This window comes from Reyranella sp. CPCC 100927, assembly GCF_007859315.1.
Classification (GTDB): domain Bacteria; phylum Pseudomonadota; class Alphaproteobacteria; order Reyranellales; family Reyranellaceae; genus Vineibacter.
On sequence record NZ_VOHA01000019.1, the window covers coordinates 24,065 to 46,451 of the forward strand.

General features: G+C 67.8%; 16 protein-coding genes. 8 read left to right on the plus strand and 8 right to left on the minus strand.

Going from position 1 to position 22,387, the window contains the following annotated elements; genetic code table 11:
* The first annotated feature begins 110 nt into the window (after window positions 1-110).
* Window positions 111-2,063 (plus strand): alpha/beta hydrolase domain-containing protein, encoded by a 1,953-nt coding sequence (locus FQU96_RS32310; protein ID WP_146545518.1) that lies wholly within the window; start codon window positions 111-113, stop codon window positions 2,061-2,063.
* A gap of 109 nt (window positions 2,064-2,172) precedes the next feature.
* On the opposite strand, the gene FQU96_RS32315 is transcribed toward FQU96_RS32310, so the two are convergent.
* Complete coding sequence (locus FQU96_RS32315; RefSeq protein WP_146545519.1) at window positions 2,173-3,021, minus strand: TauD/TfdA family dioxygenase; 849 nt, start codon at window positions 3,019-3,021, stop codon at window positions 2,173-2,175.
* An 89-nt stretch (window positions 3,022-3,110) separates the two neighbouring features.
* Between FQU96_RS32315 and FQU96_RS32320 the strand changes: the two genes are divergently transcribed.
* Both FQU96_RS32320 and FQU96_RS32325 read left to right on the plus strand, forming a co-directional pair.
* On the plus strand, window positions 3,111-4,169 hold the full coding sequence (locus FQU96_RS32320; RefSeq protein ID WP_146545520.1) for a ketopantoate reductase family protein: 1,059 nt from the start codon (window positions 3,111-3,113) through the stop codon (window positions 4,167-4,169).
* A gap of 211 nt (window positions 4,170-4,380) precedes the next feature.
* On the plus strand, window positions 4,381-4,728 hold the full coding sequence (locus tag FQU96_RS32325; RefSeq protein WP_146545521.1) for a cupin domain-containing protein: 348 nt from the start codon (window positions 4,381-4,383) through the stop codon (window positions 4,726-4,728).
* Here FQU96_RS32325 and FQU96_RS32330 read toward each other — a convergent pair.
* The 3 genes from FQU96_RS32330 to FQU96_RS32340 form a co-directional block, all read right to left on the minus strand.
* Window positions 4,706-5,680 carry an NAD(P)-dependent oxidoreductase gene (locus tag FQU96_RS32330; protein WP_146545522.1) on the minus strand — a complete coding sequence of 325 codons (975 nt, stop codon included), beginning with the start codon at window positions 5,678-5,680 and terminating at the stop codon, window positions 4,706-4,708. The two genes, FQU96_RS32325 and FQU96_RS32330, sit on opposite strands and share 23 nt — an antisense overlap.
* Before the next feature lie 9 nt (window positions 5,681-5,689).
* On the minus strand, window positions 5,690-7,369 hold the full coding sequence (locus tag FQU96_RS32335) for a thiamine pyrophosphate-binding protein (protein ID WP_255468675.1): 1,680 nt from the start codon (window positions 7,367-7,369) through the stop codon (window positions 5,690-5,692).
* Between the two features lie 209 nt (window positions 7,370-7,578).
* Window positions 7,579-8,679: an alpha-hydroxy acid oxidase gene (locus FQU96_RS32340; RefSeq protein ID WP_146545523.1), complete on the minus strand. Its 1,101-nt coding sequence runs from the start codon at window positions 8,677-8,679 to the stop codon at window positions 7,579-7,581.
* A gap of 146 nt (window positions 8,680-8,825) precedes the next feature.
* On the opposite strand from FQU96_RS32340, the gene FQU96_RS32345 reads away from it, so the two are divergent.
* Window positions 8,826-9,707, plus strand: a complete 882-nt coding sequence (locus tag FQU96_RS32345) for an alpha/beta fold hydrolase (RefSeq protein WP_146545524.1) — start codon at window positions 8,826-8,828, stop codon at window positions 9,705-9,707.
* 34 nt (window positions 9,708-9,741) lie between these two features.
* On the opposite strand, the gene FQU96_RS32350 is transcribed toward FQU96_RS32345, so the two are convergent.
* From FQU96_RS32350 to opgC, 3 genes are all read right to left on the minus strand, one after another.
* Entirely contained in the window at window positions 9,742-11,529 is a 1,788-nt protein-coding gene (locus FQU96_RS32350) for an alpha/beta fold hydrolase (RefSeq protein ID WP_146545525.1), read from the minus strand.
* On the minus strand, window positions 11,526-14,018 hold the full coding sequence (locus FQU96_RS32355) for a glycoside hydrolase family 2 protein (RefSeq protein WP_146545526.1): 2,493 nt from the start codon (window positions 14,016-14,018) through the stop codon (window positions 11,526-11,528). Before FQU96_RS32355 ends, FQU96_RS32350 begins: the two co-directional genes overlap by 4 nt.
* A gap of 793 nt (window positions 14,019-14,811) precedes the next feature.
* Complete coding sequence (opgC, locus tag FQU96_RS32360) at window positions 14,812-16,869, minus strand: OpgC domain-containing protein (protein WP_178130837.1); 2,058 nt, start codon at window positions 16,867-16,869, stop codon at window positions 14,812-14,814.
* Between the two features lie 213 nt (window positions 16,870-17,082).
* Between opgC and FQU96_RS32365 the strand changes: the two genes are divergently transcribed.
* Entirely contained in the window at window positions 17,083-18,549 is a 1,467-nt protein-coding gene (locus FQU96_RS32365; protein ID WP_178130838.1) for an amidohydrolase family protein, read from the plus strand.
* Between the two features lie 113 nt (window positions 18,550-18,662).
* On the opposite strand, the gene FQU96_RS32370 is transcribed toward FQU96_RS32365, so the two are convergent.
* Window positions 18,663-19,523 (minus strand): EamA family transporter, encoded by an 861-nt coding sequence (locus FQU96_RS32370; protein WP_178130839.1) that lies wholly within the window; start codon window positions 19,521-19,523, stop codon window positions 18,663-18,665.
* A gap of 183 nt (window positions 19,524-19,706) precedes the next feature.
* Between FQU96_RS32370 and FQU96_RS32375 the strand changes: the two genes are divergently transcribed.
* The 3 genes from FQU96_RS32375 (at window position 19,707) to FQU96_RS32385 (ending at window position 22,371) form a co-directional block, all read left to right on the plus strand.
* Window positions 19,707-20,960 carry an alpha/beta fold hydrolase gene (locus FQU96_RS32375; RefSeq protein WP_218574962.1) on the plus strand — a complete coding sequence of 418 codons (1,254 nt, stop codon included), beginning with the start codon at window positions 19,707-19,709 and terminating at the stop codon, window positions 20,958-20,960.
* A gap of 207 nt (window positions 20,961-21,167) precedes the next feature.
* Entirely contained in the window at window positions 21,168-22,079 is a 912-nt protein-coding gene (locus FQU96_RS32380) for an NAD(P)/FAD-dependent oxidoreductase (RefSeq protein ID WP_146545530.1), read from the plus strand.
* A 10-nt stretch (window positions 22,080-22,089) separates the two neighbouring features.
* Window positions 22,090-22,371, plus strand: a complete 282-nt coding sequence (locus FQU96_RS32385; RefSeq protein WP_146545531.1) for a hypothetical protein — start codon at window positions 22,090-22,092, stop codon at window positions 22,369-22,371.
* The last annotated feature ends 16 nt before the right edge of the window (window positions 22,372-22,387 follow it).

Below are 22,387 nucleotides of genomic sequence, written 5' to 3' on the forward strand. Positions count from 1 at the left end.
TGGCGCGCAAACGTTTCCTCTGTGGTCTCTGTGTTTCTCTGTGTCTCTGTGGTGAAATCTGTCTTTTCGACGTCGGGAGGTATAAGCGTGGTGCAGGAAGAGGAGGGGTTATGGTGCGTGTTCTTGCGGCGGCCGGCGTCGTGGGCAGCCTCCTCCTCTCGATGCCGGCGGCGGCCGTGATCACGTCGATCGAGATCGAGCGCACGGAACCGCTGGCGGGCGGCGCGGCGTTCGGTGCTGTCGGCGGCTATGTGCGGATGATCGGCGTTGCCCGCGGCGAGGTCGACCCCATCGATCCGGCCAACCGCGGCATCGCCAACATCGACAAGGCGCCGCGCAACGCGCGCGGCATGGTCGAGTACCGGACCGATATCGTGATCCTGCGCCCGGCCGATGCGGCCAAGGGCAACGGCCGCATCCTCTACGAGGTCAACAACCGCGGCCGCAAGATGCTGTTCGGCACGTTGATGGACGCGCCGGCCGGCAACAACAACCCCGATACCCGCGCCGAGCTCGGCAACGCGCTGCCGCTGCGCCTGGGCTTCACCCTGGTGTGGTCGGGCTGGGATGCCGATGCACCGCGCGCCAATGGCGGGCTGGCGATGACCGTGCCGGTGGCCGGCGAGGACGGCAAGCCAATCGCGGCGATGATCCGCGACGAGCTGGTGTCGGGCACGCGCGGGGCGCCGGTCGACACGTTCCGCCTCTCGTATGCGGCGGCCAGCACAGACGCCGCGCAGGCGCAGCTCACCGTGCGCCGGCACCAGGCAGAGGCGCGCCGCGCCGTGCCCGCCGGTGGCTGGGCTTTCGTCGATGCGCGCACCATCCGGCTGCTGCCCGAAGGGACAAAGCCCGAGCCGGGCTCACTCTACGAGCTGCGCTACCGGGCGACCGGTGCCAAGGTGCTGGGGCTGGGCTTCGCCGCCACGCGCGACGTGGTGAGCTGGTTGCGCCACGATCCGGCGGCGCGCGCCATCACCGGCCGCGCGATGACGCACGCACTCGCCATCGGCATCTCGCAGTCCGGCCGCTACCTGCGCGACCACATCGCGCAAGGCTTCAACAGGGACGAGCGCGGCCGGCGCGTGTTCGACGGCGTGCTGGCGCACATCGCCGGCGTCGGGCGCGTGTTCCTGAACCAGCCCTTCGCGCAGCCGGCGCGCACCAACACGCAGCACGAGGATCACGACTATCCCGAGAACGCCTTCCCGTTTGCCTCGGCACCGCTCACCGATCCGATCACCCAGACCACGGGTGCGCTGCTGCGCAACGACGGGTTCGATCCGCTGCTGATCGAGACCAACACCTCGACCGAGTACTGGCAGAAGGGTGCCTCGCTGCTGCACACCGATCCGCGCGGGGAACGCGACGTGATGCTGCCCTCGGGCGTGCGCGTCTACCTGGTCGCCGGCACCCAGCACGGCGGCCGCGCCGGCATGACCAGCGATCCGGGGCCGGCTGTCCATCCGCGCAACCCGCACAACCCGATGCCGGCGCTGCGCGCGCTGCTGGTGGCACTCGATGCGTGGGTGGTGCGCGGACGGCTGCCGCCGCCCAGCCGCGTGCCCACCATCGCCGGCGGCACCCTGGTGCCGCCGGCGGCGCTGGGTTTTCCGCCGCTGCCCGGCGTCGTGGTGGCGCGCACCGCCAACGCCGTGACGCCGCCGGGCGACTGGGTCGATCCGCAACCCGCCGGCGAGGCCTATGGCGTGTTGGTGCCCCAGGTCGATGCCGACGGCAACGAGCTGGGCGGCATCCGGCTGCCCGATATCGCCGCGCCGCTGGGCACCTACACCGGCTGGAATTTCTACAAGGCGCCCTATCCCGAGGGCGCGCTGGCCGATCGCGACGGCAGCTTCATCGCATTCGCGGCGACCAAGGCCGAGCGCGACAAGCGCGGCGATCCGCGACCGGCGATCGCCGAACGCTATGCCGACCACGCCGCCTATGAAGCGGCCGTGCGCAAGGTGGTGACCGCTTTGGTACGCGACCGCCTGCTGCTGGAGGAGGACGCCGCGGCCTACGTCGCCCGCGCCAAAGCGGAGACGCGGGTGGCGCCTTAGTCTTTTTTGGGACCGCGCGCGTCCACGCGCGCATCAGCGGCAAAAGCGTTTGCTTTCGCCGCTGACGCTCAGGACAGATGCGCGCGTGGACGCGCGCGGTCCAAAAAAATCAGGCCGGGATCTGCGGGCCTACGGTGATGCGCTGCATGCGGCGGCGCTGGCCGTTGTAGTCATTGATGGCGCTGTGCTGGGTGCAGCGGTTGTCCCATACCGTCAAGGTGCCGGGCTCCCACTGCACGCGGCAGGTGAACTCGGGGCGGATCTGGTGCTGCTGCAGCCACTCGATCAATGGCCGGCTCTCGTCCTCGGTCATGCCGTCGAAGCGGATGGTGTGGGCGCGGCTGACATAGAGCGCCTTGCGGCCGGTGTCGGGGCAGGTGCGCACGATGGGATGGATGGCCTCGTAGGTGTCGGCCTGCTCGGTGCCCTGGATCTTCATGCCGCCGATCACCTTGTGATGTGACGCGCGGCCGCCGGAGTGCTTCAGGCCGGCGCTGTTGACGCCCTTCAGGCGGCCCAGCATGTCCTTCATGGTGTCGGAGAGCGCGTCGTAGGCCGCCGCCGTGTTGCAGTAGAGCGTGTCGCCGCCCTTGGCCGGCGTCTCCAGCGCGTAGAGCACGGTGGCGAGCGGCGGCTGCGCCAGGTAGGTGGTGTCGGAGTGCCAGCCGCCGCCGAAATTGCGCGTCTCCTGCGGCTCCTTCACGATCTCGAAGATGTAGGGGTAGCCCTCCATCCCGGTGACGAAGGGATAGAAGTTGGGCTCGCCGAACCGGCGGCTGACGCTCATGATGTCGTCGGGCTGCAGTTGCTGGTCACGGATGGCGATCACCCGGAACTCCAGGAACGCCTGATGCACCTCGGACCAGGTCTGGTTGTCCATGCGCCGCACGTCGACGCCCCTGATCTCGGCGCCCAGCGACCCCGCCAGCGGCCGCACCTCGATCCTGTCGTAGCTCATCTGCCGTCTCCGCGTATCTCGCGCCATCGCTTCCGTCTATGTTTGGCTGAAGTTCACGCGATCAGGAATAGCGGAGTCGGAGGGAAGCCATGCGGAAACGGATAGCGGTGGTGGGCGCGGGCGCGCTGGGCGGCTATGTCGGCGGCTACCTGGCCCATCACGGGATGGACGTCACGCTGATCGACATGTGGCCGGAGAATATCGAGACCATCCGCAAAAGCGGCCTTGAGCTCGACGGCGTCACGCCCGAGGAGCGCTTCACCGTCACCAAGGCGCGCACCATGCACCTGACCGAGGTGCAGGACCTCAGCAAGCAGAAGCCGATCGACATCGCCTTCGTGGCGGTGAAGTCCTACGACACGGAATGGGCGACCATGATGATCCGCCCCTACCTGGCGCCGGACGGCTATGTCGTATCGCTGCAGAACTGCCTCAACGAGGAGCGCATTGCCTCCGTCGTGGGCTGGGGCAAGACGGTCGGTACCATCGCCTCGCTGATCTCGGTCGACATGCACGAGGCGGCCCGCATCCGCCGCACCATCGCCAAGGGCGGCGACAAGCATACGGTATTCCGCGTCGGCGAGGTGCATGGCCGCATCACCAAACGCATCGAGGAGCTGCGCGAGATGTTCGCGCTGATCGATAGCGCCAAGACGACGACCAACCTGTGGGGCGAGCGCTGGTCCAAGCTGTGCCAGAACGGCATGCGCAACGGCGTATCGGCCGCCACCGGGCTCAGCAGCGGTGATTGCGATCGCAACGATGCGATCCGCCGCTTCTCCATCAAGCTCGGCGGCGAGGCGGTGCGCGTGGGCCAGGCCTTGGGCTATCAGATCGAGAAGATCAGCAAGTTCGATCCCGAGCGGCTGGCGCTGGCGGCCGAGGGCGACAAGGCGGCGCTCGACGAGATCGAGAAGCTGATGGCGCCCGGCTCCAACGTGAACCCGCGCGCCGACATCCAGCGCCCATCGATGGCGCAGGACATCATCAAGGGCCGCCGCACCGAGATCGAGTTCATGAACGGCTATGTCGCCGAGCGCGGCCAGTATATCGGCGTGCCGGCGCCGTCGCACCGCACGCTCACCGACGTGGTCAAGAAGGTCGAGCGCGGCGAGCTCAAGCCCGGCCCGGCGACGTTGGGCGGGTAGACCGGCTCACGCCGCCGCTGTCATCCTGAGCGCAGCGAAGGATCCTGCGGTGTTGGCATAGCCGCTGTCGGCAGTGATGATCGCCCGTGCCGACAGTTTTCGAACGACCCACCGCAAGGTCCTTCGCTGCGCTCAGGACGACAAGAGGTAAAAAGAACGGCGTTCTATTTTCTCCTCGGCGGCTGTAGGCTCCGCGCCGAGGAGACCCGCCATGATACAGAACCTGACCCCCGCCGCGGCCGACTGGAATGCCATCCCCGGGATCGGCGAGCAGCAGCCGCGCGCGTTCGCCTATCGCCTGAAGGGCGACCGCGGCGATCGGCCCCATCGCATCGCCGCCTGGCGCGGCGAGCCGGGCACCTATCGCCGCGATGGCGGCATGCCGTGGTCCGAGACCTTCGTGGTCTACAAGGGCAAGGGCCGCATCACGGTGGGTGATGACGTGATCGACCTGTTTCCCGGCGCGATCGTCGACCTGCCGGTCGGCAAGCCCTACGTGATGGAGATCGTCGAGACCGTCGAGAAGATGGCGGTCATCACGGAGGCGGAGAAGGCGTAGCCTCCCACGGCCGGTGCCCGCGCTCCCAGGCGACGCAGGCGGCGAGCCCGGCGCGGATGTCGTAGCGTGGGGCGTAGCCCAGTTCGGCGCGGGCGCGCGTGATGTCGAGCGCCCCCTTGCGCACCACATCGATGCCGTCGGCCCAACTGTAGTTGCCGGGTCCGATCGAGAGCTGGGCGGCGGGCACAAGGTCCTTCACGATGGCGACGATCTCGGCCAGCGACGGCGCCTGGCCGGTGGCGATGTGATAGACGTCGACGCCGTGCTGCGGCTTGTCGAGCACCTTGACGATGCCCTGCACGCAGTCGTCGATGTAGACGTGATCGACGCGGAAATCGCCGCCGCGCGGGATGTGCAGCGGCCGGCCGCTCACGGCGGCATCGATCAGGGTCTTGGGCACGCGCGGACGGGACAGGCCGGGCCCGTAGACCCAGCAGGTGCGCACGTGGATGCACTCCAGCCCGCGGGCGGCGGCGATGTCGCGCGCCAGCCATTCGGCGGCGAGCTTGGAGATGCCGTAGGGCCCCACCGGCTCGCAGCGGTGCATCTCGTCGATGATCGGCACGGCGAAGGGGCCGTAGACCTCCTCGCTGCTGAGGTTGACCAGCCGGCGCACGCCGAACAGGCGCATCGATTCCAGCAGGTTCAGCGTGCCCTCGACATTGACGCGGAAAGTGCCGACCGGGTTGGCGAGCGCGTTCACGATGCCGACGACGGCGCCGCAATGCACGACCGCGTCGGGCCGGGTCTCCTGCAGCGCCGCGGCGATCTGCGGCCACTCGGTGAGATCGCCCTGGCGGAACGCGATCTGCGGCAGGCGCGCCTGGGCGACAGCCAGCATCGGCGTCCGCGCCAGGTCGACGGCGGTCACCGCATCGCCGCGCGCCGCCAGCGCCGCAACGACATTGCTGCCGATAAATCCCGCACCGCCAGTGACCAGGTAGCGCGCCATAGTTCTCCGCTATGTCGCGCCGTGGACGACGACGTCGAGCAGCACCGGGCCCGATGTGGTGGCAAGCGCCGCCTTCAGCGCCGCATCGAACTGGTCGGCTGTCTCGACTTTGTGCGCCGTCACGCCGTAGGCGCGTGCGAGGCCCGCGACATCGATGGGCGGATCGCGGAAATCCATGCCGATGGGCGTATCGTTGCCGTGGAACGCCTTGAGCCGCTGCTTGAGGATGCGGTAGCCGCCGTTGTTGGCGATCACGAAGATCAGCGGCAGCTTGTAGTGCGCCGCGCTCCACAGCGCCTGCACGCAGTACATGGCGCTGCCGTCGCCGATCACGGCGGCGACGCGCCGCTGCGGATGCGCCATCTGCACGCCGACCGAGGCGGCGATGCCCCAGCCGATGCCGCCGCTGACGTTGCCGAAGTAGCTGTAGCGGTCGCGGAACGGCCAGAAGGCCAGCAGGCTGCGCGACGAGGTCAGGCCCTCGTCGACCACGATGGCGTCGGCGGGCAGGCTCTCGCTCAGCCGCAGCATCAGCCAGTCGGGGTCGATCGGTTGGGCGCCCTGGCGCTGGCGCGCCGCGCTGGCCTTCTGGGCGCGTTGTGCCGACCAGTTGCGATCGGCGAGCGCGGCGAGCGAGGCCTTGGCGGCGGCCGCGCGCGCGGCACCACCCAGGCGCTCGAGCAGCGGGTTCAGCGCCGCCAGCGTTTCCTTCACGTCGGCGCGCAGCGCGATCTCGGCCGCGAAGTTCTTGCCCATCTCCCAGTCGCGCAGGCCGATCTGGATCACCTTGGTGTCCGGCGGCAGCGGCTCGATCGCGCTGTAGACCGACATCTGCAGCAGCTCGGCGCCGACGCAGATCACCAGGTCGTAGGGTTCGAGCACGCGGCGCACTTGCGCCTGGTCGCGGTTCAATGCGCCGAGGAAGGCGGGGTGCTCGGACAGGAAGTGGGCGCCGGTCTGCACCGACTGCTGCAGCACCGGTGCGCCCAGGATCTCGGCCAGCCGCGCCGCCTCGGGCAGCGCATCGGCGGTGACGATCTCGGTGCCGGCCATGATCAGCGGGCGCTTGGCCGCCAGGATCCGCTTGGCGCAGGCTTCGAGCGCGGCGTCCGATGGCCGCGTCCGGGTGTCGACGTGCGTCACCTCGCCGAGGTCGAGCGCCGCCTCGTTGTTGAGGATGTCGCCGGGCAGCGAGATGAACACCGGGCCGGTGGGTGCCGTCAGCGCCACCTTGGCGGCGCGCCGCAGGATGCGCGGCAGGTCCTCGATACGGTTGACCTCGGTGGCCCATTTCACGACCGGCTGCGCGATGGGCACCAGCGGCGCATAGAGCAGGGGCTCGGTCAGCCCGTGGCCCTGTTCCTGCTGGCCGGCGGTGACGATCATCGGCGTGCCCGACACTTGCGCGGTGTAGATGGCGCCGATGGCGTTGCCCAGGCCGGGCGCGACATGGACGTTGCACGACACCAGCTCGCCCGAGGCGCGCGCGAAGCCGTCGGCCATGGCGATCACCACGGCCTCCTGCAGGCCCAGCACATAGCCGATGTCGCGCTGCTCGGTGAGCGCGTGCATGATCGGCAGCTCGGTGGTACCGGGATTGCCGAACATGCGCGTGACGCCTTCGTCCTTCATCAACGCCAGGAAGGCGCTGCGGCCGGTGATGGTGTTCGAAGTCCTGGCGTCAGGCACGGCGTTCCTCCGTTTTTAAACCCTCTCCGCCCACGCAGTGGGGGGAGAGGGAGGGGCCCATCGCGTCAGCGATGGGAGGGTGAGGTGGGTGTTCGAACAGCGTGATCGTTCGTCGGCGATCGCGTCTGGTTCCAGCACCCACCTCACCCTCCCACGCTGCGCGTGGGCCCCTCCCTCTCCCCCCGCTTTGCGGGCGGAGAGGGCATTCATCAATAGCCCTCGCCCAGCAGCGGGAAGGCGCTGTGGACGTGCGGCGCCACAACCGGCGTCGCCGCATGCAGATAGGACGTGTCGACATCGGCCAGGCGCGTGACGCCGAGCAGGCCCAGGCAGCTGCGGATCTCGTTTTCCAGCAGCTCCAGCACGCGCACGATGCCGGCCTCGCCCGCCGCCGCCAGGCCGTAGCAGAACAGGCGGCCGATGCCGACGGCATCGGCGCCCATGGCGATCGCCTTCACCACGTCGCTGCCGCGGCTGAAGCCGCCGTCGACCACGACGCTGGCGCGGCCATTGACGGTGGCCAGCACCTCGGGCAGCACCTCCATGATGCCGCGGCCATGGTCGAGCTGGCGGCCACCGTGGTTGGACACGTAGATCACGTCGACGCCGTGCTGGCAGGCGATCTCGGCATCCTCGGCGGTGGCGATGCCCTTGAGCATCAGCGGGATGCGGTGCGTCTTCTTGAAGTGCGCGATGTTCTTCCAGCTGAGCGCCGCCTGGTAGTTCGTGCCGCTCAGGTTCTCGCGCCACGGCTTCACGAAGCGCCGGGCGATGTCGCGCTCGCGGCGGCTGTAGACGGCGGTATCGACCGTGATGCAGAAGGCGTCGTAGCCGGAATCGACGGCACGCTTCACCCGCTCGTCGATCCAGGCGTCGTCGCCGCGCACGTAGAGCTGGAAGACCTTGCAGCCGCCGGCGGCCTTGCCCACCGACTCGATCTCCAGCGTGGTCACCGAGCTCAGCAGCATCGCCGCGCCGAAGCGCTCGGCCGCCTTGGCCACGGTCACGCCGGCACCGGGGTCGAAGGATTCGAGCGATCCGATCGGGGCCAGCATGATGGGCAGGCGCAAGGGCTTGTCGAACAGCCGGCTGCTGGCATCGTAGGTCGAAACGTCACGCAGCACGCGCGGGCGGAAGGCGATGGAATCGAGGCTCTGGCGGTTGCGCTTCATGGTGGTTTCGGTCTCGGCGGCGCCCACCAGGTAGTCCCAGATGCGCGGCGGCAGCTTGCCGCGGGCGGCCGTCACGAACTCATGCAGGTTCTGGAACTGGTCCTCCAGGCCGCTATCCATGCGCACACGCGTATCCATCCAGGCGTCCTTCCATTGCCGCCGAGACCATAGCATGCCGGCGATCCCGGCCGACAAGCAGGGGGGTGTATGGCAGGTCCGCAGAATCCTGATATGGAAGGGCTGCCGCCGCCGGCGGCATCCGTGACTTTTGTGAGCCGCAGGCAATGACAGCGACCATCGATCCCGTCGGGCCAACCTCCCGCATCTATTTCTCGCAGCGCCTGCGCCTGCATTATGTCGACTGGGGCAACCCGGGGGCGCCGCCGCTGCTGCTGGTGCATGGCGGGCGCGACCATTGCCGCAACTGGGACTGGGTGGCGGCGGCGCTGCGCAAGGACTGGCACGTCATCGCGCCGGATCTGCGCGGGCACGGCGACAGCCAATGGTCGCCCGACGGCAACTATTCGATGGCGGGCTACGTCTACGACCTGGCCCAACTGATCCACCAGCAGGCCCTGGCGCCGGTCACCATCGTGGCACATTCGCTGGGCGGCAACATCACCCTGCGCTATGCCGGCATCTACCCCGAGCAGGTGCGCAAGCTGGTGGCGATCGAGGGCCTGGGCCCGTCACCCAAGATGCTGGCCGAGCGCGGCAAACGGACCATCGACGAGCGCATGCGCACCTGGATCGACGAGCAGCGCGGCCTGTCGGGCCGCCTGCCGCGGCGTTACGCCTCGATCGAGGATGCCTTCAAGCGCATGCAGGAGGAGAACAAGCACCTGTCGCCTGAGCAGGCGCGTCACCTCACCCAGCATGGCGTGAACCAGAACGAGGACGGCACCTACAGCTGGAAGTTCGACAACTACGTGCGGGCGTGGGCGCCCTATGACATGACCAACGAGGATGTCGAGCATCTGTGGTCACGCATCACGTGCCCGAGCCTGCTGATCTACGGTAAGGAAAGCTGGGCGTCGAACCCGCAGGACGACGGCCGCATCCGGCATTTTGCCAATGCCAAGGTGGTCTCGTTCGAGGGCGCCGGTCACTGGGTGCACCACGACCGCCTCGACGGCTTCCTGACCGAACTGCGCGGGTTCCTCTGAGTAATTCCTCCCCCACGCAGTGGGGGAGGCAACGTCACGCCGCCTGGGCCGGCTTCCAGCTCGGGTTCGATGCCGTGTCCTGATCGGGCTGCAGCACCGGCCGCCGCCGCGTGACCATGTACGCCTCGATGATCTCGACCAGGCGATCGCGGGCCCATCGCCGCGTCAGGGTGTGGTCGGCGCCATCGATCATTTCGACGCCGACCCGCTTCTGGCCGGCAAGGCGCCGGCCCTCGATCCGCAGATTGTGCATCTCCAGTTCGACCAGGCCGGGATCGTCGACGCAGTAGACCAGCAGGCTGTCGGTGCCGAGCTGCGACATCAGCCGGAAGCCGCGTGCCACTTCGCCCTCAACGCCGAACAGCGCATGTGTCGCCTTGCCGATCTCCGACCGGGTCAGGTCAACGGTGCGGCGCAGAAGGGCTCGGACGGTCGTCCACTCCTTGCGGCTACCCTTGAGAAGGCGGCGCAGCGCCTCGACCTTGCGGATCCCGCCGCGGAACTCACGGCCCAGATCACGCATCCGGGTCGAACTCACGCGCGTGGTCACCGCGAGGCTGTCGCCGTCCCGCCAGATGAAGCGTTGCAGGTTGATCATCACCTGGCCGATGACGCGGGTGTCCTGCAGGGCGGTGTAGAACGACACATAGGCGCCCGAGCACAGCCCGATCAGCACGCATTCGCGATGGCCCTGGGCCTCGAGGCAGTCCATGGCGGCGCGGACGTCGGCGCAGGCTGCCTTGTCGTACAGCTTGTTTTCCGGCCGGCCTTGCCATGCCTGGCTGTCGCCCAGTCCGGCGATATCGATGCGCATCGAGGTGATGCCGCGAGCCGCGAGCCGCCGGCCCATGCTGACCGCCATGCGGTTGGCACCGATCCGGCGATGATGGCCGGTGTTGATGAAGATCACCGCCGGCGCCGTGCGGTCGGCGTTCTCCGGCCGCGGCTCGCAGCAGATGCCGAAGAGGCGGGCTTCGTCACCGAAGAAGATCGGTGTCTCGGACGCCTGCGGCAATTCCAGGCGCGCGGTCTGTCGCGGCTCGTTCGCTGTCAGCGCCGCCGGCGCATCGGCCGTCAGCCAGGCCGTCAGCGTCGCAAACGATGCTTCCGGCGTGCGCTGGCCGAGATACACCTCGCAGATGAACTCCTCGAAACCGTCGAACGGGACGACCTCGACCTCGGCCCCCAGGTTGCGCAAGGCCTGGGCCAGCGTCCGCTCGGGCGGTCCGTCGTTGGCCGGCATGAAGAGCACGCGCGGCGCCGGCAGGCGATCGATCTGGCGCAGGTCGACACCCTTCAGCGCCTCGACCGTCTCGGCACTCAGCACGAAGCCGCCGGCTTCGATGTCGTCCGGCGAGGGCGGCGGCGGCGCGTTGTCGGGCATCGGCGAGAAGGCGGCCAGCGCCTTCATCTCGCGCGTGTAGGCACGCCCTGAAATGGTCGGCACCAGCATGGCCAGCATGTCGACATCGCCGAGTTCCTTGGCCGCCAGGGCCGCCAGCGCGCCGCCCAGGCGCAGCCCGACAAGGGCCACCTCGGTGACGCCGACCTGCTGGCGCATCCAGTGCACGGCGTCACGGATGCTGTCGAGCCAGGCCCGCAGGCGTTGCGGGTCCTCGTCGCTGCCCACGGAATCGCCGGTACCGTGGTAGTCGAAGCGCAAGGTCGGCAATCCGGCCGCGGCCAGCCGGTCAGCCAGGGCACCCCATGCGCGATGCACGGAGGTTTCTTCGTAACCATGCGGCGCACACAGCACCACCCCGCGGTTCCCCGCCGCGGGATGAAGCCAGCCGAAGCAACCGCCAAACACCACAGGCGTCATGACGATCTCCTGAAACGCACGGGAGACAGGCCGTTCAACGCATGCACCTCGCCGTCGGGAACGGCACCCGACGACGCCTCGCGCGCGATCAGCTGCACCACCCGCTCGATCCCCGGGGCAAGGTGGAACCACTCGTCGTCGCCGCGAAACCCGTCATCTTCAATATGCACCGACTGGGCACAGCGCGCGCTGCGCAGCCGCAAAGCCCAGCCGCCGTCACTTTCCTCGAGCGTGGCCGACAGGTCCAGTGCGCTGCGCGCCGTGCCGCGGCCCTGCGGGAAGTGGAACGCATCGGCCAGGCGTACGCCGGCGCCATCGGTCAACGCCGCGATCGTCACATCGTGCGGCGGCGGCCCGAAGCGATAGGCGTAGGTGATGTCGAAGAAGGTGTCCGACAGCGTGGCGGCCGCGATCTCCTGTGCCGATCGCGGCGGCAGCGTGAGCGCACGTTCGGCGCGCAGCACCGGCACGGCACCGTCGCGCAGGCAGGTCATGGACAGCGTAGCGGCAACGGTGTCGGCGGTCTCGTTCAGTACGTGGATGGCCAGCCCGTTCACGCCTTCATCCGTGACGCTCACCTGCACCGGCCGGAACGCGCGCCTGAGCGCATGCCAGGCCGCCTTGGGCGCCCCCAGCGCATCGACGACACCCCAACCGGCCCCCGGCCACAGATCCTGGTACATCCACACCAGGCCGCCGGCGCATGTCGAGCGGCCGCGCCGCCATTCGGCATAGACCTCTTCCATCACCTCGCCCGTCACGGCGCGCGACAGGCGCAGATAGCGGTCGGCATCGCCATAGCGCAGCGCCAGCGGATCGACACCGTAGAGCAGGCGCAGATAATGGTCGCGCACATCCTCGAAATCCCACGATGCGCCGGCATCGCGCGGCACGCGCGCCTTCCACTTGGGATGATGCGGCGCCGCTTCGCCGCCATCGAGCACGCGCGCCACTGTCGCCGACTCGGGCACGTTGGCGAACGCCAGACACTCGCTGGCGAAGCGCACGTCGGCGCGCCGCGCATCGTCGAGCGGCCGCAGGTAGGCGCCGACGCCATAGTAATGCGAGACGTTGCTGTTGGCCGCGAAGGGCAGCGCGCCGCCAACCGGCGAATTGGCGATATAGGGCACATCCGGCCGTACCGTGCGCACCGCCGTCGGCAGGATCTCGTCGAACAGCGGACCGCTCCAGGCGGCACGCGGCAGGCCCAGCATGGCCGCCTGCTGCGCCACCTCGCTGCCGCCGCACAGCACGGCCAGGGATGCATTGGCCTGCGTGCGATCCAGCAGTTGGTTTGCCTCGCGCGTGACGCTGTCGACAAAGACCGGATCGTTGGCCGGATAGTCGAGGTTGGCGAACATGAAATCCTGCCACACCAGCAGGCCCAGTTCGTCGCACAGCGCGAAGAAATCGTCGCTCTCGTACACCATGGTACCGCCGACGCGCACCATGTTCATGCCCGCATCGCGCATGCGCTGCAGCCACGGCGCACAGGCGGCGCGGCTGCCGGCCAACGACACCAGATCGGCGCTGCTCCAGCAGGCGCCGCGGCAGAAGACCCGCACACCGTTGACCATCAGGGCAAAGCCCTGGTCGTCGGGACCGTGGTCGACGGCCAGGGTGCGGAATCCGACGCGGCCCAGATCGATAGTGACGTCGCCGACCGAGGCGCGCACGGCATGGAGTGCCGGCGTTCCATGCGTATGAGGCCACCACAGCGCGACGTCGGCGATGCGCAGGTCGCCGCGCAGCGTCTGCATATCCTGCCAGACCAGAGGTGCGCGGACGTCGCCGACCTGCACGATGGCTTCCGGCTGACCGCGGCCGGTCCAGTCGATGGACAGTGTCAGGGCCAGCACGCCGGTGGTGTCGTCCACATGCGTGTGCAGGTCAGCCCGGCGCACGCGCAACGGCCCGGTCTGTTCCACGATTTCAATCGGCCGCCAGGGGCCGACGGCATGCACGGGCGGACACCAGCCAGGCATGTGTCCCAGCAGGGTGGTGCGGGCGAAGCGCAGCGTCGCCGGCTCGATCATGCGCGGACGCCAGCGGGCGCGGCCCTTCTTGCGGGCGAGCGCCGGATGCAGGGCCCGGAAGGCAATACAAAGCTCGTTCTCGCCACGCAGCGCGGCAGCCACGTCGTGATCGTGGAACATGTTGTCCGAACGCAGCACCAGCGCGCCGTTGAGCCAGACCTCGGCGAGAGTCGCCAGCCCCTGGAACCGGAGCGTTTGCGTCCCATCGGCGCGGAAACGCGTGCGATACCACACGTCGCGATCGTGCAATGCCGTTGGCGCGTCGAGGGTCCACAGGCCGGCGTCGCGCAGGGCTTGCGCGGCCGTGCCCGGTACGACGGCGGCCGACCAGCGGTGCGGCGCGTCCGATAACCCCGCCGGTTCCTGCACGTCACCGGGCGCCGTCACTGCCAGTTCCCAGCCTTCGCTGAGTGCAGCAACGCGTCGCCCCGAGACCGACAGGACCCGTGCCATGGAGTGTTCTCAGCCCGCTATGGAAGCGCCGGGAATCCGGCCAACCGTTGTCGGAAACTGAACAGGGATTGCACGCACGTCACCTCCAAGCAAAGGGTTTGCCATGCGATTTCGACTGTTCGTGGGCGCACAAACGTCCGCCTGTCGAGACGACGATCTGGTGCTGCGGCATGCGCCGACATGACCGATCGGTGATCCCGGCGTCGGTCGAAAACCGACGCTCCGGCATGGCAAGCTGAGGCGTACTTGTGCAAATCCCCCGGAACGGCAGAAGGTGCTCGTCACCTTGCCGCAGCGAAACCGAACGCATTACCCTTTCCGACCAGATCCCCGGACCTTCGCGTGCCGACCCGGCACGCACCGATTGCCTTCAGAAGGGAGCCGAGACTCCATCCCCACAGAGTCTCCTTACCCGTTGTTTCTGAATGCAAATAAACTCCTACGTTAAGACTGCAAAAGAGTCAAAAAATCACAAGCATACTAGATTTTGTGGTTCGTTTGTGTGCTGCGCAATCGTCCGGTCGTTCGTATACTACTGATTCTATTCTCGAAACCCTGGTGGGGCACGGCTCTGTCTTCCGGGGCACGGGTCCTACCGCTAGATCTCCAAAAACGCCGATCGTATACGGTGTGCGTACACGGCCAGTTTAAGAAGATCCGCTAAAACATGCTGGAACGGAGGGAAGTTTCACCGTTTCCGGGACCAAATAGAGCGCGGGCTCAGAAATGCCCTCAGAACCCTATTGACACAGTCATGCGTCAACATGACGCACTCCAAGTAGAGTGAGCGGAATCACTCGTGGATGGTCATGCCGACAGCCTTCGCCAGCAGTTTGCCCATGCAGCGGTTGCCGAAATCGTTGAGGTGCAGGCCGTCCGTCACCATGAACTGGGCGTAGGGCATGTGTTCGCCGGTCACCCAGTCACGCATGATCTGAAAGCGTTTGAAGACGCCGGCCTTTTGCTCGCGCGCGATGGTTTCCATGGCGCCGATGTAGTCATCCTCATTGGTCAGCGCGATGACGGCCGGCACGTATTGCGGCGTCATCAGCACGACATCGGCACCGGTTTTTTTCACCCGCTCGACACCCGTCGACAGCTTCAGCCTGAAGACATCCAGCGGCATGCCACGCAGGGCGGCGTTGGTGCCGGCCTGCCAGATCACCAGGTCGGGGTCGCGCGCGATCACGTCGCGTTCCAGCCGCTCCAGCATCTCGGTGACGTCCTGGCCGCCGATCCCCTTGTTGAACATGTTGAACTTCAGGCGCACGTCCTGGAACTGCCGCGCCAGCGTGATCTCCATCTGGCGGGGATACGTGTTGACGTCGGCCGTGGTGCCGTGGCCCTGGGTCGACGACGAGCCCAACGCCACGATCACCACTTTCTTGCGCTCGCGGACGGCGGCCTTCACCCGCGGCAACGACGTGCCGAGGTTCAGGTTCTCGGGTGCGACCGGACATTTTTCCGGGCCGGCCATCGCCGGCTCGGGCGCGGCGATCAACAGCAGGGACGCCAGCGCGGCGCCCAGCAGGGCACCACTGCGCCGCGCGGCACTGGCGGCCAGATCGATGACGTCGGGTTTGGCGGGCTGAAGCGGGCGAGGATCGGACACGTCGGTCTCAGGCGCGGCGTCAACGGACGCCGGGGCGGGGGGCAAGCGGCGGTTGGTGTCTGAACGCTTATCGGGACTCTTGTACCAATGTGCAAAATACCCTGCTCCCACCATGATGGCGAGTCCCGCGACGCTGACCGCGACGTCAAGCAGCATCGGCCGTGATACAGTCTCTGCATAGGTGCTGACCACGACGTAGCCAACGAAGGACAGGAAAGTCCCGAGGCAAAAAATAGCCAGGGAGTGTTCGCCACACCGCCGCAGGGGCTCGGCGTACCATTGCCGCAGGAAGGCCGCGCCCGGTGGCGTGATGCGGGCGACCAGGTAGGCGACCGCCAGGAAATGCATCAACCGCAGCGGGTCGAAGCTGGTCTTGTCGATCGGGTAGATCACCCGTCCGATCGCATCCGGCAGCCAGGCTTCGAGCACGGGTATGTGCCAGCCCAGCGTGACGAACCCGGCCGCAAGCAAATAGGCGATCGCCAGGCCATCCAGCACAAGGTGCGCCGGGCGCAGGCGCTGGATGATGTCCCCGGTGCTGGCCAGTGCTGCGCCTGTATAGAAGACCAATTGCCAGGCCAGTGGATTGAAGAACCAGGTATTGCCCTCGGGATGGGCAGGCAGATTCCACTCCATGCGGCGCGCAACGACGTACACAGCGAGTGAAATTCCCAACGCGAGCCCGGGGCGGCGCATGACCAGGGGGAGCATCACCGGAAAACTCAACAGCAGCACGATGTAGAGCGGCAGGACGTCGAGATTGATCGGACGGAACTTGAGCAGGGCTGCCTGGACCAGGGTCTCGTAGGGCATTTGACCCAGGCCGGTCAGATTCATGTGCTCCAGAAATGTATCACCCTTGCTATGGCTGACCGCCGTCCACGCGACCGACGCCGCCAGCACGACGAACAGCATCATGTGCGCCACATAGAGCTGCCACACCCGGCCCAGCACGCGGGCCGTGGCGCGCAGCCAACCGCCCTGGCGCATGATGCCGGCATAGGCGATCACGGCGGTGTAGCCGGAGATGAAGACAAAGATTTCGGTGGCATCGCTGAAGCCGTAGTTCCGCACGGTCAGCCAGCTCACGACATTATCGGGAATGTGGTCGAGGAAGATGAACCACAGGGCCAGGCCGCGGAAGAAATCAAGCCGCAGGTCCCGTTCACGCCGGGCGCCACCCGCGGCGGTCGTATCGACCCGCGTCAGTGCCGCGATGAACTCCCGGATCCACGTCAAGCGGTCCTCATGTCGACTGCCCTGACCATTGAACACAGCATATCGACGCCGGCCTGACGCGGCTACAGGTGCCGGCGTGTAACGCGCAGCGGCCCTGCACGATCGGCATCGCCCGTGGCGTTGTCGGCGCGGACCAGCGGCGATACGGTCCGTTGCCAGTTTGCGTTGCCTCTCTGTACTGCGCTGCAATTTCACGTGACCATGGAGGCGAGCATGAGCCCTCGTCGCAGTGCGAGCGAGATTCGCGCCGGTCTCAAGCACCCCATCATCGATGCCGACGGCCATTGGGTCGAATACACGCCGGTCTTCGCCGAGCGCATGCGCAAGGCCGCCGGCGACAAGGCGGCGGACGGGTTCCTGGCAACCCAGCGGCGGATATCCGATGCGCTCAGCGTGTCGGTTGCCGAGCGCAAGCGGCGCGGGTTGGCGATGGAAGGCTATTGGACCCGCCAGTCCACCAACACCCGTGACCGCGCCACGGCGATGATGCCGCGCCTGCTGTACGATCGGCTCGACGAGATCGGCATCGATTTCGGCATCATCTACCCAACGGCCGGGCTGGGCATCCCGCGCATTGCCGACGACGAAACGCGCCGTGCCGTGGTGCGCGGCTTCAACATCGTGACGGCCGAGTACTTCGCCAAATTGGGCGACCGGCTGACGCCGGCGGCGATCATCCCCATGCATTCGCCCGACGAGGCGATCGCCGAACTCGACTATGTCACCCGGCAACTCGGCGCCAAGGTCGGCATGTTCGGCGGCGGTTTTGCCCGCCCGCTGGCCGCGGCCGACGGTCTCGATCCGGCGCTGGGGCGCTTCACCGTGACCTACGAGATGCTGGCGCTCGACAGCGACCACAACTACGACCCGGTCTGGCAGAAATGCCGCGAGCTGGGCATTGCGCCCACCTTCCATGTCGGCGGCCGCGGCTTTGGCCTGCGCAATTCGCCCAGCAACTTCACGTTCAATCATATCGGCCACTTCGCTGAAGCGGGGCACGCCCTGGCCAAGGCGCTGTTCCTCGGCGGCGTGACGCGGCGTTTCCCCGACTTGCGCTTCGCGTTCCTCGAAGGCGGCGTCGGCTGGGGCTGTCAGTTGTTCGCCGACCTGATCGAGCATTGGGAGCGGCGCGGTCGCGAGGGCATCGCCTACATGGATCCCAAGAAGCTCGATCGCGCGCTGCTCAAGAGCCTCGTGGACCAGTACGGCTATGACGACATCGCCGCCGAACTGGCGCGGCGCGATGGCTGGCCCAGCCGCGAGGAGGACGAACTGACGGGCGGCGTCGCCGTGCTGGACGACTACGCGGCGTGCGACATCACGCGCAAGGCGGACTGGATCGATCTCTACGCCACGCCGTACTACTTCGGCTGCGAAGCCGATGACCGCATGAACGTGACGGCGTTCGGGCGCGCCAACCCGTTCGGAGCGCGCATCAATGCGATCTTCAGCTCGGATATCGGGCATTTCGACGTACCCGATATGTTGAGCCCCGTGCCCCATGCCTACGAACTGGTCGAGGACGATCTGATCACGTCAGACGATTTCCGCGACTTCACCTTCGCCAACGCCGTGCGTTTGTGGGGCACGCAGAATCCGCGGTTCTTCGAGGGGACCGTGGTCGCCGACGCCGCTGCTGCCGTGCTGAAGACGACGCCAGCCCGCGCCGCGGCGGAGTAGTTTGGTTTGGACCACGGGCGTCCACGCGCGCAGGGGCGCGCCAGCGCCGACGATCTTTCGCTCTCCGCTTCGCGACGGGCGCGTGCGGGCGTGGACGCTCGCGGTCCGAAAAACTACCGACCGTAGACGATCATCACGACCGCGACCACGGCGACCGCGAGACCGACGACTTGCACCGGCCGCAGGCGCTCGTGCAGCAGCAGGCGCGCCAGCAGGACGGTGCTGGCGGGGTAGAGCGAGGTCAGGGTTGCGACGATGGCCAGCGGCGCCGCGCGGCTGGACAGCAAGTAAAGCGCGTTGGCGGCGCTGTCGAAGGCGCCCGACAGAACAGCCCATCCCCACAACGCCGCTGCCGGCATCGGGGCCTGCCGCCAGCGCCGCACCATGGCCAGCGCCACGCCGGTGAAGATCGCCGCCGAGGTGATGCGCGCGGCGACCAGCGGCCACAACCCCGATCCGTCGCCGGTCTGCTTCATCGTGACGTAGAAGACGCCGATGCCGAGGCCGGCGGCGATCGACAGGCCCAGTGCCCGGCGGGCCGAGCCGGCGGCCATGCCGGTGCGATCCGCCTCGCGGCTGATCAGCGCCACGGCCAGGGCAGCCAGGGCGATGCCTGCCGTCGGCAGCCAGCCCGGCCAGTCGCCGCTGCCGTAGGCGAACAGGACCGGCAGCGACAACGCCGACAGCGCCGTGACCGGCGCCACCACGCTCATGCGTCCCGTGGCCAGTGCCTGGTAGAGCAGGGTGATGCCGATCGCCGTCGATATGCCGCTGGCCGCGCCCCAGATCAGATCGGGCCGCAGTACGCCGGACGCCGGCAGCAGCGCGGCCAGCACCACCAACGTGACGAGGCCCGCGATCTGGCCGACGCCCACGATGAAAAGAACAGAAGCGCGCCGTGCCGCCAGTCCACCGACGAAGTCGCCGGCGCCATAGATGGCAGCGGCGGCCAACGCGAGCAGAACGCCGAGCATGCGGCACCGTACAAGGCCCGCTCGACACATGCCATCGCCAGTGCTGGTGGACGTGTTCAGCGGATAGCGATCATGGATGTGATGGATTCGGCGCGGTCCTCGTTGAGGCGCAGGGGACGTGTTACGGACCGTGCGGCCACTGCCATAGCCTGCGGGCATGGTGGGCGATGAGGGAGGTGTTCCATGTCTGCATATCCGGCCCGAACATCGGAGAACCTTGCCGCGCTGTGCGCCGCCGACGGGGAATTTCGTCTCGCTGCCCGTTTCTGGAACGGCGGCATGCGGCTGCGCCTGGGCGAGACACTCCTGGGCGTGACGCTCGCCAACGGCGCGCCGCGTGCCGGTGATCCCGGCCGGCAGGGGGCTGGCGTCATCGATCTCGCAGCGCCTCAAGAAGCATGGGACGCCCTGCTTGCGGCCACGCCACTGCGCTTCGTCAATGACATCGCGCCGCTGGTCATGGCAGGCCAGATGGCGCTGGAAGGCGATCCGGTCGTCTATGCGCAGTACTATCCGGCCGTGATGCGCGCCATCGAACTCCTGCGGCCGCCAAGGTCGTCGGGAGCAGTGCCGCCGCCGGTCGCGGCGGGACGTTTCGACAGTCCGGTCGGGCGCTACGTGCACCTGCAGCTTGGCGGCGCGGACTACCGTGTCTATTTCGAGGAGGCGGGGGCGGGCATCCCGCTCCTGCTGCAGCACACGGCCGGCTGTCATGGCGCGCAGTGGCGCCACCTGTTCGAGCGGCCCGAGATTACCGACCATTTCCGGCTGATCGCCTATGACCTGCCGTTCCATGGCAAGTCGCTGCCGCCCGTCGGCCCCCAATGGTGGGCCAGCGAGTACCGCCTGACGGCCGCGTTCTTGCGTACGATCCCGGTGACGCTTGCATCGGTGCTCAAGCTCGATCGTCCGGTGTTCATGGGGTGCTCGGTCGGTGGTCTTCTGGCGCTGGACCTGGCGCGGCATCATGCCGAGGTGTTCCGTGCGGTGATCTCGGTGGAGGGTGCGCTGAAGGTCGATGCCGACCTGGAAGCGCTGAGCGCGCTGTGGCATCCCCAGGTCAGCAACGAGTACAAGGCGCGCATGATGGACTCATTGATGAGTCCGACATCGCCCGAGGCCTACCGCAAGGAAACCAGCCACGTCTACGCCGCCGGATGGCCACCGGCGTTCCTCGGAGACCTGCATTACTATCTGGCCGACTACGACCTGCGTGCCGAAGCGGCGAACATCGACACCGGCCGAACCGCCGTGCACATCCTCAACGGCGAATACGACTGGAGCGGCTCGATCGAGCATGGCCAGGCCGCGCATGCGGCGATCGCCGGCTCGACGTGGGCGGCGATGCCAGGCGTCGGCCATTTCCCGATGTCGGAAAACCCCGACGCCTTCGTGCGCCATCTGCTGCCGATCCTCGAAACCATCAAGAGCCGCTAGTCTAGCGTCAGGAATAACTGTCATCCCGGGCGCCCCTTCGACAGGCTCAGGAGAGGGATCTTTTGATGCAGACGCACGGTGCGCCACGTCTGGAAGATCCCTCGCTACGCTCGGGATGACAGTCGCGACTCACACGAGCGCACGGCCGCCCGATGTCCGGGCCGGCCGGTATGGCGCGAGCGCGCGACCTGTCGCATAGTCGATGGCATGAGCCGCATGTGGGATGTCATCGTGATCGGCGCCGGTCCGGCCGGCCTCAGTGCAGCGTCTGTCGTGGCGCGCGCGGGGCTGGCGTGCATGTGCATCGATCGGCTCGGCCCCGGCGGCCAGCTGATCAATTTCGGGCCACTTCATGACACGCCGGACCTGCCGGCGGGCACCACCGGTCCAGACCTGGTTGCGAGCCTGTCGGACACCATGCTGGAGGCCGGCGCCGAGTTGGCCGTCGCCGAGGTTGGCGCGTTGCGGCGTGACGGCGAGGGCTGGGTGGTCGCGACGGACGATGGCGAGCATCGCGCCCGCGGCGTGATCATCGCCACCGGACTGACGCAAGGCGCGCTGGGTATCGACGGTGAGGCGGGCTTCGAGGGACGCGGTCTGTCGTTCTGCGCCGCCTGCGACGGGCCGCTCTACGCCGGGCAGGATGTGATCGTCGCCGGCACCGACCATTGGGCGATGCAGGAGGCGATCGAGCTGGCGCAGGTTGCCGCGCGGGTGACGATGGTGCATTCCGGCGGCCCCGTGTTCGGCGCGCACGAGCGGGTGGCGACCGCGACGGCGCTGGGCAACATCGACATGGTCGAGGGCCGCATCGTGGCGCTCGACGGCGAGGACGGGCTGCAATCCGTCACGATCGCGCGCGACAGTGGCCGCGACGTCCTGCCGGCGCGGGCCGTCTTTGTCTACACGCAGCGGATTCCGGCGGTCAGCTTTGCACGTGGGTCGCTTGACCTCGACGGCATGGGCCACATCATGGCGGATGAAGACTTGCGGCTGCCGGGCCGCACGCTGTTCGCTGCGGGCGACGTGCGGGCCCGGGCGCCGCAGCGGATCGCCAGCGCGATCGCCGATGGCGAGCGTGCCGGGCATGCCGCGGTGGCGGAACTGAAGACCAGCTAGGGAGGTGCGCATGCGCATCGTCAATCCGACTTTCGGCGTATCGGCGAGCGGCGGCGAGACAGTCGCCGTCAAGCCGGTCGACTGGCGTGCCGATCCGATCGCGTTGTTCTCCAACTCCAAGCCCAATGCGCGCGAGCTGCTCGAAGGCATCCGCGCCCGGCTGGCCGATCTGCGCCCGGTCGACAACATCACGTTCGTGCACAAGAACAGCGCCAGCCAGGGCGCACCGGCCGAACTGATCGAGCAGGTCGCCGCCAACTACAGGGGTGCGCTGCTGGCGATAGCCGATTGAGGCTCCTGCTCATCGT

Excerpts from the sequence above, each read along its gene's own strand:
- FQU96_RS32310 (WP_146545518.1), top strand. The coding sequence starts at position 111 with ATGGTGCGTGTTCTTGCGGCGGCCGGCGTCGTGGGCAGCCTCCTCCTC.
- FQU96_RS32345 (WP_146545524.1), top strand. The coding sequence starts at position 8,826 with ATGACAGCGACCATCGATCCCGTCGGGCCAACCTCCCGCATCTATTTC.
- FQU96_RS32370 (WP_178130839.1), bottom strand. The coding sequence starts at position 19,523 with ATGCTCGGCGTTCTGCTCGCGTTGGCCGCCGCTGCCATCTATGGCGCC.
- FQU96_RS32365 (WP_178130838.1), top strand. The coding sequence starts at position 17,083 with ATGAGCCCTCGTCGCAGTGCGAGCGAGATTCGCGCCGGTCTCAAGCAC.
- FQU96_RS32385 (WP_146545531.1), top strand. The coding sequence starts at position 22,090 with ATGCGCATCGTCAATCCGACTTTCGGCGTATCGGCGAGCGGCGGCGAG.
- FQU96_RS32330 (WP_146545522.1), bottom strand. The coding sequence starts at position 5,680 with ATGGCGCGCTACCTGGTCACTGGCGGTGCGGGATTTATCGGCAGCAAT.
- FQU96_RS32375 (WP_218574962.1), top strand. The coding sequence starts at position 19,707 with ATGTCTGCATATCCGGCCCGAACATCGGAGAACCTTGCCGCGCTGTGC.
- FQU96_RS32325 (WP_146545521.1), top strand. The coding sequence starts at position 4,381 with ATGATACAGAACCTGACCCCCGCCGCGGCCGACTGGAATGCCATCCCC.
- FQU96_RS32315 (WP_146545519.1), bottom strand. The coding sequence starts at position 3,021 with ATGAGCTACGACAGGATCGAGGTGCGGCCGCTGGCGGGGTCGCTGGGC.
- FQU96_RS32350 (WP_146545525.1), bottom strand. The coding sequence starts at position 11,529 with ATGACGCCTGTGGTGTTTGGCGGTTGCTTCGGCTGGCTTCATCCCGCG.
- FQU96_RS32355 (WP_146545526.1), bottom strand. The coding sequence starts at position 14,018 with ATGGCACGGGTCCTGTCGGTCTCGGGGCGACGCGTTGCTGCACTCAGC.
- FQU96_RS32320 (WP_146545520.1), top strand. The coding sequence starts at position 3,111 with ATGCGGAAACGGATAGCGGTGGTGGGCGCGGGCGCGCTGGGCGGCTAT.
- FQU96_RS32380 (WP_146545530.1), top strand. The coding sequence starts at position 21,168 with ATGAGCCGCATGTGGGATGTCATCGTGATCGGCGCCGGTCCGGCCGGC.
- FQU96_RS32340 (WP_146545523.1), bottom strand. The coding sequence starts at position 8,679 with ATGGATACGCGTGTGCGCATGGATAGCGGCCTGGAGGACCAGTTCCAG.